Source organism: Demequina sp. (genome assembly GCA_024707205.1).
Taxonomy (GTDB): Bacteria; Actinomycetota; Actinomycetes; order Actinomycetales; family Demequinaceae; genus Demequina.
In genome coordinates this window covers 2,289,927-2,307,300 of record JANQAD010000001.1, presented here as the reverse complement: position 1 = coordinate 2,307,300, position 17,374 = coordinate 2,289,927, and the positions used below count along the sequence as shown (strand labels likewise).

Annotated in this window: 16 protein-coding genes; 1 reads left to right on the top strand and 15 read right to left on the bottom strand. The window is 64.7% G+C overall.

Going from position 1 to position 17,374, the window contains the following annotated elements:
* Positions 1-13 precede the first annotated feature (13 nt).
* Entirely contained in the window at positions 14-1,690 is a 1,677-nt protein-coding gene (locus NVV57_11815) for a hypothetical protein (protein MCR6713321.1), read from the top strand.
* Here NVV57_11815 and aroB read toward each other — a convergent pair.
* The 15 genes from aroB to NVV57_11740 all read right to left on the bottom strand — a co-directional run bounded on the left by aroB (position 1,681) and on the right by NVV57_11740 (position 17,304).
* A complete protein-coding gene (gene aroB, locus NVV57_11810) occupies positions 1,681-2,769 on the bottom strand; it encodes a 3-dehydroquinate synthase (GenBank protein ID MCR6713320.1) in 1,089 nt (362 codons plus the stop codon). The genes NVV57_11815 and aroB overlap by 10 nt on opposite strands.
* Positions 2,769-3,287: a shikimate kinase gene (locus NVV57_11805; protein ID MCR6713319.1), complete on the bottom strand. Its 519-nt coding sequence runs from the start codon at positions 3,285-3,287 to the stop codon at positions 2,769-2,771. Before NVV57_11805 ends, aroB begins: the two co-directional genes overlap by 1 nt.
* Positions 3,284-4,471, bottom strand: coding sequence for a chorismate synthase (gene aroC, locus NVV57_11800; protein ID MCR6713318.1), 1,188 nt, complete (start codon positions 4,469-4,471; stop codon positions 3,284-3,286). Before aroC ends, NVV57_11805 begins: the two co-directional genes overlap by 4 nt.
* Before the next feature lie 66 nt (positions 4,472-4,537).
* Positions 4,538-5,290 (bottom strand): type II secretion system protein M, encoded by a 753-nt coding sequence (locus NVV57_11795; protein ID MCR6713317.1) that lies wholly within the window; start codon positions 5,288-5,290, stop codon positions 4,538-4,540.
* A gap of 3 nt (positions 5,291-5,293) precedes the next feature.
* Entirely contained in the window at positions 5,294-6,073 is a 780-nt protein-coding gene (locus tag NVV57_11790; GenBank protein MCR6713316.1) for a hypothetical protein, read from the bottom strand.
* Positions 6,070-7,125, bottom strand: a complete 1,056-nt coding sequence (gene pilM / locus NVV57_11785; GenBank protein MCR6713315.1) for a type IV pilus assembly protein PilM — start codon at positions 7,123-7,125, stop codon at positions 6,070-6,072. The genes NVV57_11790 and pilM overlap by 4 nt, the downstream gene beginning before the upstream one ends.
* Before the next feature lie 85 nt (positions 7,126-7,210).
* Positions 7,211-8,023, bottom strand: coding sequence for a prepilin peptidase (locus NVV57_11780; protein ID MCR6713314.1), 813 nt, complete (start codon positions 8,021-8,023; stop codon positions 7,211-7,213).
* On the bottom strand, positions 8,020-9,630 hold the full coding sequence (locus NVV57_11775; GenBank protein MCR6713313.1) for a hypothetical protein: 1,611 nt from the start codon (positions 9,628-9,630) through the stop codon (positions 8,020-8,022). Before NVV57_11775 ends, NVV57_11780 begins: the two co-directional genes overlap by 4 nt.
* Positions 9,627-10,238 carry a hypothetical protein gene (locus NVV57_11770; protein MCR6713312.1) on the bottom strand — a complete coding sequence of 204 codons (612 nt, stop codon included), beginning with the start codon at positions 10,236-10,238 and terminating at the stop codon, positions 9,627-9,629. The genes NVV57_11775 and NVV57_11770 overlap by 4 nt, the downstream gene beginning before the upstream one ends.
* 59 nt (positions 10,239-10,297) lie before the next feature.
* On the bottom strand, positions 10,298-12,280 hold the full coding sequence (locus NVV57_11765; protein MCR6713311.1) for a type II secretion system GspH family protein: 1,983 nt from the start codon (positions 12,278-12,280) through the stop codon (positions 10,298-10,300).
* 97 nt (positions 12,281-12,377) lie between these two features.
* A complete protein-coding gene (locus NVV57_11760; protein ID MCR6713310.1) occupies positions 12,378-12,788 on the bottom strand; it encodes a prepilin-type N-terminal cleavage/methylation domain-containing protein in 411 nt (136 codons plus the stop codon).
* Between the two features lie 192 nt (positions 12,789-12,980).
* On the bottom strand, positions 12,981-13,817 hold the full coding sequence (locus NVV57_11755) for a type II secretion system F family protein (GenBank protein MCR6713309.1): 837 nt from the start codon (positions 13,815-13,817) through the stop codon (positions 12,981-12,983).
* Positions 13,759-14,211: a hypothetical protein gene (locus NVV57_11750; GenBank protein MCR6713308.1), complete on the bottom strand. Its 453-nt coding sequence runs from the start codon at positions 14,209-14,211 to the stop codon at positions 13,759-13,761. Before NVV57_11750 ends, NVV57_11755 begins: the two co-directional genes overlap by 59 nt.
* Before the next feature lie 2 nt (positions 14,212-14,213).
* On the bottom strand, positions 14,214-15,551 hold the full coding sequence (locus NVV57_11745) for a type IV pilus twitching motility protein PilT (protein MCR6713307.1): 1,338 nt from the start codon (positions 15,549-15,551) through the stop codon (positions 14,214-14,216).
* A gap of 79 nt (positions 15,552-15,630) precedes the next feature.
* Complete coding sequence (locus NVV57_11740) at positions 15,631-17,304, bottom strand: ATPase, T2SS/T4P/T4SS family (GenBank protein MCR6713306.1); 1,674 nt, start codon at positions 17,302-17,304, stop codon at positions 15,631-15,633.
* Positions 17,305-17,374: the final 70 nt, after the last annotated feature.

Genomic DNA, 17,374 nt, shown 5'->3' with positions numbered 1-17,374 from the left:
GTAGCCTGCGAGCGTGGAGATCACCAGCGAGCAGTCCGCTTCGGACCAATTGCAAGGCTCGCTGCGCAAGTACATACCCCTTGCGATCGTCGCGATCGTCGTCGTCGTCCACCTCCTGATCGCCGCGCGTTCCGTGGGTCCCATGTACGTCTTCGATGAGATTGGCTACCTCGCGAACGCCAACGTCATCGCAGGGCACTCGGCCGACTGGTCGCTGTGCGGTTCTAGCTATGCGGTGGGCTACTCGGCTGTCCTCGCGCCTCTGTGGTGGCTACCCATCGAGCCCGTAACGATCTACCAAATCGCCGCGTTCATCAGCGCGGCGCTGGGCGCGCTTGCCATCTGGCCGGCAACTCTCCTCGCCCGGCGATTCGGAGCCGGGCCAAACGTGAGCCTTGCGATCGGCGCGCTCGTGACGCTCGTTCCAGCGCGGGCGCTCATGTCGAACTACGTCCTCGCCGAGAACCCACTGACGCTCCTGATCCTGGTCGCGACGCTGCTCGCCCTGCGGCTCGCGCAGCGCGGCCGAACGATCGACCATGTTCTTCTGGGCACCGTCGCCGGGCTTGCGGCAGCCGTGCACGCGCGGGCGCTGCCCCTGGTGGCAGTGACAATCGCGTGGCTGGTGGCACGTGCCGTACTCGGGCGCAGCAAGTGGGCCGCCGCTGTACTCACCATTGCTCCCGCCGCGATCCTGAGCCTCGTCAGCCTGTGGGCGCAGTCAGCCATCGGCGGCCAGGTATTTGCCGATGACACGCGCGTGGAGGACCTTGTTGGCCACCTCAGCCTGCTTCGCATCGGTGAGGTTGTTCTAGGCCAGGCTTTTGTCCAGGTGGTGTCGTGGGCTCTCCTGACGGTTCTGGGGCTGCTCGCCTGCATCAGTAGGGCGCGGGCTGCGGTTAGGCGGGACGGCGTCCCCGGCGTCGCCTCTGCTTGGTGGTGGCTGGGCTCAATGGTGCTCGCACAAGCCGTGTTCTTTGTATGGGTTCTCGCGGGCTCCTCCGACTACGCGACGCGCTTCGACACTCCAATCTTCGGACGCTACCTGGATCCCTTCGTTGTCCCGATCGCGGTGCTCGGAGCCACGGCCCTGTGGGTGCGCGCGAGCGCGCGGCTCACGAATGCCGCGCTCATCGGCTCCATAGTCGCGGTGCTTGGGTATGGGCTGCTCGTGTTGCCCCGAGTGGCGATCGACGCCGTGTGGATCCCATTCGCGGTTCCAGGGCTTGTGCCATTCCTCGACGTGCTGTCGCTTGACGACCGCCCAGGGCTTGGTGTCGCGGGAATCGTGGGATTGCTGTTCGCCGTGCTGATGTGGTTGTCCCAAGGCCGCGCTCGCGTTGGCCTCGTGTGCACCCTGATTGCAGCAAGCGCCATGAGCCTCGGAGCGGACTGGCTGCGCATCGATACCCTTGAGGAGGGTTCGCGGGCCGAATCCGTGACGGGGGCGTTCGTCCTCGCCAATCCGGACATCCCGGCCACGTTCGCCGCGGACATCCTGCCGTGCCTAGAGCGCAACAAGATCCAGTTCGAGACGGCCGGGCACGTCGCGATCGTGCCCCACGGTGGCGACTACGGGAAGGGCATTGCCGTGGGGCCCAAGGACTGGCCGCTCATCGAGCGCTACGGCTTCCAGAAGGAGCTCTTCACGACCTTCGAGGATGCCGCTGCGTGGGTTCATCAGGGATAGCTGATCTCGTCGTATGCCGCGGTCAGGAGTGCCGGATCGGGGCCTTCTAGACGAACCGGTGTTCCGATTCCTTGCAGGATGACGAACCGAAGCGTGTCTCCACGACTCTTCTTGTCGCGGCGCATCGCGGTCATCAGCGCATCCCACCGGCCCTCCGGGTAGGTGGTTGGCAACCCCAGGCCGTCAAGGATGCGACGATGACGGTCCACGTCCTCCTCCGCCAGTTTCCCCACTAGGTGTGCGAGTTCGGCGGCGTACATCATGCCCACCGAGACCGCGGCGCCGTGACGCCACTGGTACCGCTCGGTGTATTCGATCGCGTGTCCAAACGTGTGGCCGTAGTTAAGGATCTCGCGCTCAAATGACTCCTTAAGGTCCGCCGCAACCACATCGGCCTTGACCTGAGCCTTGCGGCGGACCAGTTCCGCGAGCACGTCGAGATTGTCTTCCGTGGCGCCGCCAGCGAGGGACTCGAGGTTCGCCTCCGCAATGTCAAGTATCTCGGTGTCGCGAATGAAGCCGCCCTTGACCACCTCGGCGAGACCCGCGACCAGTTGGTTCTGCGGCAAGGTGAGAAGCGCATCGAGGTCGCACCACACCGCCGCGGGCTCGTGGAAGGCCCCCACGAGATTCTTGCCCTCTTCGGTGTTGATGCCGGTCTTGCCACCGATCGCGGCGTCGACCATGCCGTTGAGGCTCGTGGGCACCTGGACCACGGCCACACCGCGCAGCCAGGTAGCTGCAACGAATCCGGCGAGGTCGGTCACCGCTCCCCCACCCACGCCAACCACAAGGTCGGAACGGGTGAAGTCCGTCTTGCCGAGGACCTGCCAACAGAACGAGGCGACCGATGCCGTCTTGCCCGCCTCGGCGTCGGGCACGACGGCGGAGATCACCGAGCGCCCGGTGCCTTCAATGGCCGCCTTGAGTGCTCCCGCGCGCGCCGCGAGAACTTCCGAGTGGATCAGCAGCACCTTGGTCGCGGTGCTGGGGAGAGAGTCGGCAATTGACTGGGTCAGGTCGCTGCCAATCGTGACGTCATATGGCGCCGCCGTGTTGACGCGAACTACCTGGGTCATCAGATCCCCTTGTCCATGAGCTCATGCGCCACGCGATCGGCGCGAATGTGATCGGTGTTCACCGTATCCGTTGAAAGTCCCTCGTAAATTGGCCTGCGAACCTCCATGAGCTCCGACCACTGCCTGCGTGGATTGCCCACCAGCAACGGCCGTGCGGCGTTGAGGCCAACCCGCGGAGCGACGGCATTGAGGGAGACGTCGAGGAACACCACGCGCCCGCCATCGGCGACATAGTCCACGAGCAGTTGCTGGGTGCCCTCGTCCAAGATAGCTCCGCCACCGAGCGCCAAGACGCCCTCGTGCTCCACCATGGCTCTAGCGACGGCTTCGCGCTCCATCGCCCTGAACGCGGCCTCGCCGTCATCGACAAAGATGTCCGATATCGGCTTCCCGGCGGCATGCTCAACATCCGCGTCTGTGTCGCGGCGTCCCACACCGAGCGCTCGAGCGAGCGCTCTGGCCACCGACGACTTTCCCGAGCCGGGCGGGCCGATCAGGACTACGCGAGGACCTGTCATTGCCGCAGGTGGTCCGGGACAGCGTCCGCGTAGGCGGCGATATTGCGCTGCACCTCTGCAAGCGAATCGCCGCCGAACTTCTCCAGCAAAGCGTCCGCGAGCGTGAGCGCCACCATCGCCTGCGCAACCACCGCGGCGGGCGCCACCGCGCACACGTCCGAGCGCTGGTGGATGGCCTTGGCGGCCTCGCCCGTGGCGGTGTCGATGGTGTCAAGCGCGCGGGGCACGGTGGATATGGGCTTCATGGCGGCGCGCACCCGCAGCGGCTCGCCGTTGGTCATGCCGCCCTCGATGCCGCCGGCACGATTGGTGCGGCGCGTTACGTGACCATCCTGGTATTCGATCTCGTCGTGCGCCTGCGAGCCACGGCGTGCCGCCGTGCGCAGGCCGTCGCCCACCTCGACGCCCTTGATCGCCTGGATCCCCATGAGCGCGCCCGCGACCCGGGAATCGAGCCTGCGATCCCAATGAACGTGACTCCCAAGGCCCACGGGCAGGCCATATGCGACCACCTCAACGACGCCACCCAGCGTGTCGCCGTCCTTCTGGCACTGGTCTATTTCTGCGACCATCGCGGCCGAGGTTTCCGGGTGGAAGCAGCGGATGGGATCGTCGTCGAGCTGCTTGGTCGCGGTCGCGGGCGGCAACGGCGCATCGTCAGGCACGGCGATTGCACCGACCTGCACGGTGTGTGCCACCAGCTCTATGCCTGCGGCCTCCTTGAGGAAGGCCTCGGCCACCGCCCCCAGCGCTACGCGCGCCGCGGTCTCACGGGCCGACGCGCGCTCCAGCACGGGCCTGGCGTCTTCGAAGCCGTACTTCGTCATGCCCACGAGGTCCGCGTGACCGGGCCGCGGTCGAGTCAACGGCGCTCCCCTGGCTCCGGTGAGCTCAGCCGGATCCACCGGGTCCGCCGACATCACGGTCTCCCACTTCGGCCACTCGGTGTTGCCCACCATGATCGCGATGGGGCCACCCTGCGTGAGCCCATGGCGGACTCCGCCGAGGAACGTGACTTCATCCTGTTCAAAGGACATGCGTGCACCGCGCCCATAGCCAAGGCGGCGGCGTGCGAGTGCCTCGCGCACAGCATCGGACGTGATCGGGACGCCAGCCGGGAGGCCTTCGAGCGTCCCAACAAGAGCTGGACCGTGGGATTCGCCTGCCGTGAGCCATCGAAGCATGATCGACATTCTTTCAGATATACGCCAGCGCCCGCCGCACGGGGCGGCGGGCGTTGGTGTCTTTGCTTACGGCGCGGGTGAAGGCGAGGGGCTGGTGCCCGACGCGTCTGGGGCCGCCTCCTCGGGTGTTGAACCGGTCAGCACGAAGGTCTGGCCGCCGAACACTGCACTCGTGTCGCCTCCGGCTGCGTCAGCCTCGTCGGACTGCGTGAGGGACACATCGGTGATGAGGATGAGGCGGATCTCACCGGTCTGCATCTCGTTGAGCGCAGCCATGAGATCGTCGTACGAGCCCGTCATCGCCACGGTCACCGGGATTCCGTAGAGGCGGGCGATGTTCTTCGACGCATCGGTCGCCGTACCAGAAGTGTCCGTAGATCCATCGGTAGCCGAATCATCCGTGGCAGCGTCGTCCGTGGTGGGGTCCGTGGTCTCACCGGCGGACTCGTCGGTGACGTTCGACTGCTCGATCGGTTGAGCGCTGCCGAACGAGAGGCTCGTGATGACAACGTCATGGGCCGCCGCGATGGCGGAGAACTGCCGCTGCAGGTCCGCGTAGTCCTGAGTGGTTGGGATCTGCACCTGCAACGCCTCAAGCTGCGTCTGGTAGTCATCGATGCTCGCGAACTGCGCCTTGAGCTTGTTGACCTGAATCTGAGTGTTCTCGTTTTGCGATTCCTGCTGGACCGCTGCTTCGCTCGCCTCGGCAGCACCGCTGAGCACAGGAGAGATCAGCAGGAACCACGCGATCGCAATAATGACGACGGCTCCGAGGATGGTCAAGAGGACCAGCGAACGGGCGTTTTGGTTCTTGTTCATGGGTCAGCCCTCGTCCCCGGAGTCGGTGTCGGTTGCCTGGTCGGCGAAGGTGCGGTTAGCCAGAGCGTCCTCTGTCACCTGAACGGTCGTGGCGACCTTGTAGGTCTCCGTGCCGTCGGCATCCTCAAGTGTGGAGCTCTGGAGGTTCGTGTCGGCAAGGCCAGGCACCGAGTTCAGCGCGTCGATCCAGGCCGAGGCGTCGGGCAGAGTCTCCGACTCCGCCGTGAAACTGATCACGCCCACGCCCGCTCGCGTGAGGTCGTCCGATCCCGCCGCGAGGTCTTCACCGGGCTGAATCGCAGTCACGGTGACGGACTCGATGACCACACCGTCCGGCAGCACCGCCTGGATCGCGTAGATCAAGTTGCTCCAGTTGACCTCTGTGCTCAGGGCAAATGTGCGGGCGTCCTCGGTATCCGAGATCGACTTCAGCACCTGGGTCACGGGCGAGTACTTCTTCTTTTCGAGCATCAGCTGGTCCGCGGCGGCGAGCGAGTCGTCGTGGCGCGCTTCTGCTTGCATGCGTGTGTAGTAGGCCGCCGCGTAGACGAGAGCGCAGAGCACGACCAGCGCGATGATGCCCCAAAGAAGCCTCTTCTTGAGCACGCCTACGTGACGTCCCTCGATGATCTCTGGGGGCATCAAGTTGACCTGCGGCCGTGGCGGGATACCGAACTTGCCGACCTTCGGCGCGCCGTCGGACTTCTTCTTTGCGCCGCTACCTACGGGACGCTTGAGGAAGGATGCCTTCTCTTCCGCCGCTACGGGTGTCTCGGTGCTCATGCCGCCACCGCCATTCCGAGTCCGATGGTCATCGCGAGAGATGCCTCACGTCCGCGGAGCGTCTCTGCGGCCTTGAGCTGCTTGCTGACGGACACGCCCTCGAGCGGGTTGCCGAGAACCGTGCGCAAGCGGGTGGTTGACGCGATGGCCTGGCCAAGTCCTGGCACGAATGCTCCTCCACCAGAGAGGACCACTGTGGTCACGGGCGCCGTTGGCGCCGTGGATGCGTAGAAAGCGATCGAATTCCGGACTCCGTCCACAAGCGACCGCACCGCACCTTGGAATGGTCCGTTGGCCCCCTGGAACTCCGGGGTGTCCGTGACCGCAAGGCCGCGCTGGCGCAACAGCGGCTCAGCGTGCTCCATTGGCGTGCCCGTGGCACGCGCAAACGAATCAGTGAGGTCCTGGGCGCCCGAGGCAAGAGTTCGGACAAACTTGGGCATCCCGTCGGTTGCCACCACCACCGTGGTTACGCGCGAGCCGATGTCGACAAAGGCGACCGTGCCACCGCTGAGCGCACCCCGAGCCATGATCCGCAACAGCGCAAATCCTGAAAGATCTACAACCACCGGGTTGAGGCCCGCAGCCTCGACGGCCTGCAGGTTGGTGAGAACCGTCTCGCGCGCGGCGGCAACGAGCATCCCGTCGAAGGCGGGAGAGCCGTCAGAGGCGGCTACCGATGCCGTTGGGTAGTACCCGAGCAGTGCCTCCTCCACCGGCATCGGCAGGAGGTCCTGGACCTGGAACGGCAGTGCCGCCGTTAGCTGGTCCATAGGCATCTGTGGCATCACCAGTGGACGAACCGCCACACGCTGATTTCCCACACCGACGATGACGTCCTTGGACGAGAATCCGGCTTGAGCCCAGAGGGTCCGCAGTCCCTGCACCACCGCGGCGGCGTCCATGACTTCACCGTCACGCACCGCGTTGAGCGCCAATGGGAACTCAGCGTATCGATGCAGCTCCACGTTGCCGCGCGCGTCAACTTCGACCTCCGCAGCGCGCAGCGCCGTGGCACCGATGTCGAGTCCGATCGCTAGTTTCTTAGCCACGACTACCTTCCTTCCGCGATGGCCATGCCACGCGTTTCAACTACGCCGAACATCGACATACCGACTGACGAACTTGAGTAAGGCGTCACGTCCACACCCCCAAGTAGGCGTCCCAGATTTGGGCACCAACGGCTATTCCTACGAGTGCCCCAGCGAACATGAACGGGCCGAAGGGCAATCCGCTCTTGCGTCCGGACTTGCGCGCGGCGATGAGAATGATCCCCACCACACCACCAATCAGGAAGGCTGAGAATCCGCCCACCACGAGCGGCCCCCAACCCAACCATCCAAGCGCCATGCCGATCACGCCGGCAAGCTTCACGTCCCCAAAGCCCATTCCGCCCGGATACACGATGGCCGCCGCAAAGTAGAAGGCGAACAGAATCGCGCCACCGATCGCGGCCGTGGCCAGTGGCCACCACTCCCCTGTTACCAGGCATTCCGCTGCGAAGAGCACCAAGAGCAACGGGTAGGCGGGCAACACGATCGCGTCCGGCAGGCGATGAACACTGAGATCGATCACGGTGAGCACCACCGCAAGTGCCGCCAGGTACGCGTAGGCCACGAATTCGATCCCCAGACCAAACTTCAACGCCACGAGCACGAAGAGGAGCGCCGTAACGGCTTCGACGATCGGGTACTGAATCGAGATCGGCGCGCCACAATCCCTGCACCTGCCGCGCAAGAGCAACCACGAGATCACCGGGATGTTGTCTCGTCCGCGAATGGCGTGACCGCACTGCGGGCACGCGCTTGGCGGACGCACGACTGACTGACCGTTGGGGACACGCCATGCCACCACATTCAGGAACGAGCCGATCACCAGGCCCAGCAAGGCGACAAGGACGACTACCAGCCATGATGACGCACCCAGCTCTCCCACACCCTCGAGGGTCATCCGCCGGTCCGTCCGGTGACTTCCTCGTAGTCACCGATGGAGGCGCCGACCGGCGTGTCTGGCACGTTCCACTTCTGCTTCTCGTCGGCGCCATCACATGTCGCCACGATGACGGCCGTCCAGTTCTTGGCGCCCGACGTGTCTTCCTTGATCTTGACGTCACTCGCGGAGAGACATTTGCCGTTTCGGTCCTGAATCGTGTACGACTTCAGCGGGTCGGTGGAGTATCCGTACCGAGTCCATTTGGCGTTGGCGTTGCTGCAGTCGGAACCGAACTTGGGGAATTTGTAGGCGCTATAGCCACTGGGATTCGGGCTGCCGGAGAGTCCGCCGGTGTCTGTGGTGAGCAGGCAGTACGTGGAGCCGTTGTTGACCGTGATCGTGGTCACCACGGACTCGGCGCCCTCGGCAGGCTCGCTGTAGTACCACTTGTGGTTCCAGTCGAAGCGCCCCTTGCCCGTTGGGTCCTGCTTACACGGGTACGTGATCTCGTACGAGTACGTGATCACCTGGTTGGTGACGTCGAGGCAGCGACCGAACTGGTTCTGATTGACCACCTGGTTGGTCTCATACGATGCCGCACCCTTACCCACTGCTGGCAGCGGCTGGAGCGAGGCGTAAGTCACCGTCTTGGCTACGGACAGCTTGTCGTTGGCGTCAATGTGACTGTCTTGGTTGACAACGTACGACTCCGCGTAGTCCGAGTTGTCTGCAAGTTGCCCACGCCAGGTGTACGAGCCCGTCCACGAGAGGCGCTGCCCATCGGGGTCCGTCGACCCGGTGTAGCACTCCTTGAGGGTCATTGCCACGGGAGTGTTTGACGTGGTGTTCCGGCCGGACCAACATAGCGGGATCTTCCCGTCACGGTCGTTCGCGGTCAGGTGCATCATGTAGTCGTCGCGCCAGCTCCAGGAGTTCAGGTCTGTCTGCTCCACGCAATCGGAACTCGTCATCGACTTGTAGAGGATGTTCGCGCCGACAGAGGCTGACGTTGCCACCAGGCAGTACGCGCTGTCCGTATCGAGGATCATGCCGCCGCTGAGTTTGCGGGTCGTGAGCTGGAACGTGTACGTGGCCTCCATGACACGATCCGCCCGGTCAACGACCACCTTCGCCGTGTCATCAAAGCCTTCTGACGTGATGATCGCAAAATGCGGTACCGCGCGAAGGCCACCGTTGGCACCGCTGCCCACGAAGCACTCAAGTGCATTGGTTGTGCGCCACGCGCCATCCTCACCCTCAGGATCGTCAACAAAGTACTGAATCGTGGCGGAGTAGTGAGCCGCGCCGCCGGTGCCGTCGACCGTACCGACAACCGTGCACGGCAACTTGTGGATGTCGCCCATCCAGGCGCCGGTGGAGTCCTTGGTGGTCGCGTTCCGGAACTGCCCGATGGTTGCGTCAATCCCGGACTGTGCCGCCACGAGCGTGCGGCTGCTCTTGTTGGTGTACAGGGTTGGGGTGATTTGCGAAAGCACCACACCCAGTACGACGACGGCGAAGAATGTGAGCACCATCAAGAGCATGATGACGGAGAGGAAGGCCACGCCTGCGTCGTCGCCGCGACGCGAGAACCGCCGATCCAGGAGATAACGAATCTTTGTCATGGTCGCTGCACGCTCCCTACCAGGCATACCTTTACAAGCCCCGGATTGGTGACCGACGCCGTTGATGAGTTCTGCGCGACGAAGGTCGTATCAAGCTGGCTGCCGCGAGCGTCGCCGCTACCCGAGAGCCCCGCGTCGAGGAAGATGTCCAGCGTCTGGTGCAGATACACCTTGCCGGAAACGGTGCCCGCGCGGTGAAGCGTGAACGGCTGCTCCGCGGTCAGCGAGAGATCATTGCGCAACTTGGTGACCAGGGTGACCCAGCTCGTTACCGTCGACGCGTCGCCGGGAGACCACGTACGGCGCTGGAGCTTCTTGTCCACCGTCAGGTAGCGCCACTGCACACACATCGCTTCGCCATCCTTGGCGCTGGCGGGAACCAGGTACTCGATGTAGATGTTTCCGTTGGCGGTCCCTGGCGTGTTGATGTCACTTGCGTAGCGGACTTCCTTGTCGAAGCGCGCGAACACGGCGCGCATCTGAGAGGCGGAGTCCGAGGTGGCCTCGCTGCGCACCGTTGACCTGGCCATGGAGGACACCGCGGCAAGGAAGACCACGATGACCATCGAGAAGATCGCCATCGAGATGACGAGCTCGGTGATGCTCACGCCGCTTTCACCGTCGCGCCGCGCAGCTCGCACGCGAGCAAGGAGTGTGCCAAGGATTCTCATGATCCGCGGGTCACCGCCCATGTGAACACTCCGGACTCCACCGCCGGCGTGAGGTACGTGCCGGTGCCCGTGCTGACCACCGTGTAGTTAAGCGTGCATGCCGTGCTTGAGCTCGATCCTGAGCCGAAGTTGGCAACGAACTTGAAGGGGTCCGTGGTCGTCGGCTGGGTGGTGATGGTGCATGGGCCGCTCGTCACCGACACGGTGCCTAGACGCACACCCGTTGCGGGCAAGAAGTCGTTGGCGGTGCCCGAGGGGTTGGGGTTGACCACGTAAGTGACGGCATTGCCGCTGCGCGTCTTCGAGGTCGTCTGCGGATCCTTAATCCCGGTAGGCAGCACGTGCACCGTAATCGTCTTGGTGGCCGACGTCAGCCCGCTAGCGGAGACCGTTTGGTACTGGATCGTGTAGTGGCCGATCGCCGTCGTGCTCGTGGTGGTGAACGTCAAGGTCGATCCCGTGGCACCGACCGCCAGGTTTAGGGGCGACGTCCCCGGCCCGGCGAACGAGATGACCTTGATCTTGGTGCCCGCCGGGCTGACATTGTCCGTGGCCCACGGAATCGGGTTCGCCGTGCTCGCGCTTGTGACCTGGTAGGAGTACTCCAGGTCCTTGGCGCTTGGGGTGGTCTCCGTGGTGAGCGTGACCGCAACCGGCGTGGTGTTGGGGTAGCGGATCCCCGTGCCGATCGGATCGTCAACGAGGTAGTAGTAGAACGTCGTCGAATTTCCGGCGGTGGTCGGCGCCGCGAAGCTAATGTTTCCACTCCCGTCGGTGGTGATGCCCTTGGCCGCGAGTGCGGCCGTGTCCGCGGTACGAGCGTCCTTCATCGCGTCGGTCACGTCCTCGGTGGTGAAGAGATCGACCGATGTGGAGTTCGCGACCACCACCTGGGTCTTGCGCGTGGCGGGGGTGATGTTGGTGACGCCAATGTCGTTCGCGGTGAGCAGCGAGTTGATGTTGGTGGTGCTGCCTGCGGCCACGGTGAGGTTGTCCACAACGGGTTGCGGCACCACGTGGACGGTCACTGTGGCGGGATCTGCCGAGCGCTCGCCGCTCGTGCCCTCTACCTTGTAGGTGAACGTGACGGTGCCGGAGACGGTGCCGGAGGTGGGCGCGGTGAACAGCACGCCGCCCACCTGGCCCGATGCGCTGCTGGCGGCAACGGTGAAGCCACCACTGCTTGGGCTCACCCCGGAGAGATTCCTGATCGCACTCGTGGTGCCCGACTCGTCGTAGTCGACTGCGTCGTTCGCCACGACCGCGTGGTACGTCGTACCAGAGCGAGCGGCGACCGTGAACTCGTCGTCGTACGCGTATGGCAGGAGGACCGTGTTCCACGTGGCGTCGGCCGTGGGATCAATCAGTGTGGACATCCGATACGTCTGGGGCTTTGAACCATTGGAACTCTCGTCCCAGCGGACTACCACGCGGATGCGGTACATCTGCGCGTATGTGGTTCCTGAAGGCGGGGTGTCGAATCGCACGCAGTCCTGGCTCACGGAAGACGCGGCGCGGAGGCGGTAACACGTTCCCACCAGCGTATCTACGGTGTAGGTCACGTTGTCGACACGCTGCGTGGTGCGAACCGGAACCCACTGGTCAGCAGCGGTAAGGCCTGTGGTCGGGTCCGAGGCAGCGGTCATGTCGACGGTGTCGGAGGCGTTCTTGGTGGTCGCATCGGTCCACACCGTGTTAACGGCGGACGCCGAGCGCCCCTTGACCACACCGATGGTGCCGGCTGCGTTGACCGCACCAGGCGAAACGGAACGCGCCACGTCCATGGCGGAGTTGGCGACAGCCACTGCTGCTTGCTGGCGCTGCACATGGGTGATGGTGCTCATGCCTTTGAGGAACACCCCCAATGACGCCATCGCGATCATGCCGAGGAGGACGAGAGCCATGATGACCTCGACAAGGGTGAAGCCCTCGTCGCGCGACCGGATGACACCGTTCGACGCGTTGGTCGCCTGGTCCATGCTTGCTCCCCTCTCCCTCAATAAAGGAAATGCTGTGGGGTGGAGGCGGGCCCGAAGACCCGCCCCCACCCACTGACCTCGGTGGTCGGCGCCGAACTTAGTCGGCGAGACCGCCGTTGGCCGAGTCGTAGACGTAGGTCTTGCCCGTACCCTGCCCGGAGTTCTGCCCCTTCACGGTGTACCGATCGGTGGCGGGGGTGTAGGTGTAGGTGGTGTTGACGTTCGACTTCGTCACCGTGCCGCCGCCCGTGCCAACCGTGATCGTGGAGCCCGACGTGGTGATCGAGGCGGGGTACGCCTGGTTGTCCACGTAGTAGGACTCGAGCTCGTTCGCGATCGAACGAAGGTCGGACTTGATGCCGGCGTCAACAGCCTTCTTGCGCTGGTTGAGGAACACCGGGATGGCGATCGCGGCAAGGATGCCGATGATGATGATGACGACGAGAAGCTCGATAAGGGTGAAGCCCTTGTCCTTCTTCTCGAGGGACTTGTGAATGCGAGCGATCATGCTCGTTCTCCTTTGTCTTGTTTCTGATTCCGGCGACGGGTGTCGCCTTGTTAACCGCCGCTAGAGGGCGGAGTTCGGCTCGCCCCGGCGGGGCTCACCACACTTCTGCTGCTGCTCCCCCGCCACCTGGGCGGTGGAGCTCTCACCGAAGTGAAACTTGTGTCTGCCTATGGAGTTATGAAGGAGCCCGTGCTACCCGATCTGGTTGTAGATCGAGAACATGGGCAGGTACATCGTGATGACCATTCCGCCGACCATGATTCCGACGAAGAGGATCATGAGCGGCTCGATGAGGCTGGTGAGCTGGTCGGTGGTTGACTCGACTTCTTGGTCGTAGAAGTCGGCGATTTTGGACAGCATGTCGTCGAGCGCACCGGTGTCCTCACCAACGGCCATCATCTGCGCCATCATGGGCGGGAACACGGGGCTCGACTGCAGGGGCGCCGTGATTGAGCGGCCCTTGCGGACCGCGTCCATGACCTCTTTGGTCGCCTCCTCCACCACGGTGTTGCCGCTGGCCTCGCCAACGATGTCAAGGGCCTGCAGGATCGGTACGCCCGCGCCGAGCATGGCGCTCAGGTTGCGCGAGAAGCGCGAGAGGGCGATCTTCTTGTTGAGGTTGCCGAACACGGGCATCTTCAACTTGATGGGGTCGAGGAACTCGCGCACCTTGCGGTCGTTCTTGTGGCGCGCCCACCACCATGCGAACACGATGAGCAGCAGGATGATGGGAACGATCGCGATCTTGAGGAAGTCTGAGAGCGCCATCAGGAAGCGCGTGGGAGCTGGCAGCGAACCGCCCAGTGTTGAAAACATGTTGCCGAACACTGGAATGATGAACAGGAGCATGGCCGTGGCGGCGACGATCGCGATCACGAACACGACGATGGGATACGCCATCGCGGACTTGATCTTGCCCCGCAGCGCCACTTCCTTCTCAAAGTTCTCCGCGAGCGAGATCAGCGCCCGGTCAAGGAAGCCGCCAATCTCGCCGGCCTTGACCATGTTGATCATGATGGGAGGGAACACCTTGGGGTGCTTGGCGAGCGCCGAGGAGAACGAACGGCCCGTCTCCACCTCCAGAGCGGACGTCCGTGAGCACCGCGGCGAGCGCCTTGTTCTCGGTCTGCTCCACGAGGATCATGAGCGCACGCAGCAACGACAACCCGGAGTTGATCATTGTCGCCAACTGGCGGGACATGATCGCCACATCTTTGAGGCCGATCTTGTCGCTCATGCCCGGAATCTTGATCTCCATGTTGAGACCGGAGTTGGGCGGCGCGGTTACGGAGACTGGGGTAAGCCCGCGCTCGCGCAGGCGCGACGCGACGGCCTGCTCCGAAGAGCCCGTCATGACGTCCTTGACGGTGTTGCCGCTCGCGTCGCGAGCGATGAAGTTAAACGTCTTGGTTGCAGTTGCCATGACTACGCCACCGATCCGATGCGGCCACAGAGCCGGTTGAACTCTTCGACGGAGCGGCACACTTCGCGGGCCGAGTCGTAGCCGACGACACCGGACTTGACGAGTTCCGCAAGGTGCTGGTCCATGGATTGCATGCCCATCGACGCGCCGGCCTGCAGCGCGGTGTAGATCTGGTGGGTCTTGCCATCGCGGATGAGGTTGCGGATGGCGGGCGTCGCGAGCATGACCTCCACGGCCACCGCACGTCCAGGCCCGTCGGCGCGGCGAAGCAGCGCCTGGCAGACAACACCCTGGATTGCGGTGCCCAGCTGCGTGCGCACCTGGCCCTGTTGCTCTGCGGGGAAGACGTCGATGATGCGGTCGATGGTCTGCGCCGCGTCCTGCGTGTGCAGTGTCGCGAACACGAGGTGGCCGGTCTCCGCGGCGGTGAGCGCAACGGAGATGGTCTCGAGGTCGCGGAGCTCACCGATGAGGATGATGTCCGGGTCCTGGCGCAGTACGTGACGCAGCGCGTTGCCGAACGAGTGCGTGTCCGTGCCCACCTCGCGCTGGTTGACCAGGCAGCGCTTGTGGCGGTGCAGGAACTCGATGGGGTCCTCTACCGTGACGATGTGCGCGGCGCGCGAGCGGTTGGCGAGGTCGATGAGCGATGCGAGCGTGGTGGACTTTCCGGAGCCGGTGGGGCCGGTGACGAGCACGAGTCCACGAGGCAACTGTGCGAAGCCAGAGACCGCAGCCGGGATGCCGAGGTCCTCGAGCGGCTTGATCTCGTACGGGATCTGGCGGAAGACGGCACCAACGGCGTCGCGCTGGCGGTACATGTTCACGCGGAAGCGAGACTCGCCAACTAGGGCGTGCGAGAAGTCGAGCTCGAGGTCCTCTTCGAACTTCTCCCGCTGCGCTTGCGTGAGAATCGTGTACAGCGAGCGCTGCAGACCGTCCGGCTTGAGCCGCTCGTAGTCGGACAGGCCAGCCAGCTGGCCGTCGAGGCGCACCATGGGTGGCGAACCTGCCGTGAGGTGAAGGTCGGAGGCGCCGAGCGCGATCATCTGACGGAGCGCCGTGTTGATGTCGATGTCGTCGTCGTGGCGCTCTTGGCTCATGCCGATGCGCGAGCCGGGCGCGGTGGCGCGGGCGGGCGCGGCAGGCTGAGCAGGAGCGGCGGGCTGAGCGGGAGCGGCCGACGCTGGGGCTGGCGCCGCCTGAGCGGGCGCCGGCGCTTCGGCAACGGGCTGCTCGGGCGCGGCGGGGGCCCACTGGCCCGCGACCTGCGGCGCAGGCTGCAGCGGCTGCTGGACCACGCCGGGGGCACCGGCGAACGGTTCGGAACTGAAGGTCATGGGCGCGGCCCTCCCTTGGCATCGACGTGGGACGCCTCGTGTATCGGCGCGAGGATGGAGGTGCTGAAGGCGTGCATCGTCACTTCACCACCCTGAAGAGCTCTTCGAGCGACGTGACGCCGTCCTGGACCTTTGCCCAGCCGTCCTGGAGCAGCGTCTCCATGCCGTTCGCCTGCGCCGCGCGGAGGATCTCGGCGGTCGAAGCGTGACCCACCGTGAGGCGCTCGATCGACTCGTCCACCTGCATGATCTCGTGCAGCGCCACACGGCCGCGGTAGCCCGTGTTCGAGCAGCGCTGGCACCCAACGGCCTTGCGCAGCGTCGGCACGGTTTGGTCCGCGGGGAAGTTCAGCGCCTTGGGCAGCTGATCCGGGGTGACCTCCTGCTCCTCGGAGCAGTGCTGGCACAGGCGGCGCGCGAGGCGCTGGGCCACCACGCAGTCAACCGCGGAACCCACGAGGAACGGCTCAATCCCCATCTCGGTGAGGCGTGTCATCGCCGAGGGGGCGTCGTTCGTGTGGAGCGTCGAGAGCACGAGGTGGCCGGTGAGGGCCGCCTCGATGGCGATCTGCGCGGTCTCGTGGTCGCGGATCTCACCGAGGAGCACTACGTCGGGGTCGGAACGCAGAATCGAGCGCAGCGCGGACGCGAACGTGAGGCCGGCCTTGGGGTTCACCTGCACCTGGTTGATGCCCGGAAGGCGGTACTCCACGGGGTCCTCGACCGTGATCACGTTGATCTCAGGGCGCGCCACCTGGTTGAGCGTCGCGTACAGCGTGGTCGACTTCCCGGAACCCGTGGGCCCGGTCACGAGGATCATGCCGTAGGGCTTGGTGAAGGACTCGGAGTACGCGGCGTAGTTGTTCTCGCGCAGACCAAGGTCGGCGAGGTCCAGCGTTGCCGTCGAGTTGTCGAGGATACGCATGACGACCTTCTCGCCCCACACCGTGGGCAGGGTCGCCACGCGAAGGTCGATCTTGCGGCCCTGGTGGTTCACCGAGAGGCGACCATCCTGCGGCTTGCGACGCTCGGCGATGTCGATGTCCGACATGATCTTGAGGCGAGACGTCACGCCGGCGGCGATGGCCTTGGGGGCGCGCTGCATCTCGTGGAGCACGCCGTCGATGCGGTACCGCACCGTGAGGTCGGCCTCGGTCGGCTCGATGTGAATATCGGAAGCACGGTCCTGCACGGCCTGCGTGATGAGCAGGTTGACGAAGCGCACGATCGGCGCGTCATCCTCGGCCGCTGAGCCGAAGTCGAGCGACTCGAGGTCGGCGGCCCCCGCCTGGTCCTGCTCCATCTCCTCCTGCAGGCCCTCGAGCTCGGTGTCGGCGCGGCAGTAGCGGTCGATCGCCTGCACCACGTCGTCATAGGTCGCCACAACGGGCTCGACCGGCATGCGGGTCAGCGTGCGGAAGTCGTCAACGGCGACCACGTTGCCAGGGTTGGACATCGCGATCCGGAGCACTCCGTCGGTCATGCTCACCGGAATGGCGTTGTGGCGGCGGCACACGGCGCCGGGAACCAAGGCGATCGCGGCGCGGTCAACGGGGTACTCGCCGAGCTCGACGAACTCCATCCCCACTTGGCTGGCGAGAGCGCGAACAAGCTGAGTCTCGCTGATGATCCCGAGCTCCACGAGGGTGCGGCCGAGCGTCTGCCCACGACTCTGTTGCTCGTCGATGGCATCCATCAACTGGTCCTCGGTGAGCGCACCGCTCTCCAGGAGGATGGAACCCAGTTGCTTCACGGAGACTCCCTCAGCCCGCAAACCCGAAACGCACCAATTCGGTACGGATGGGACGGTATCAGCGGGCTGA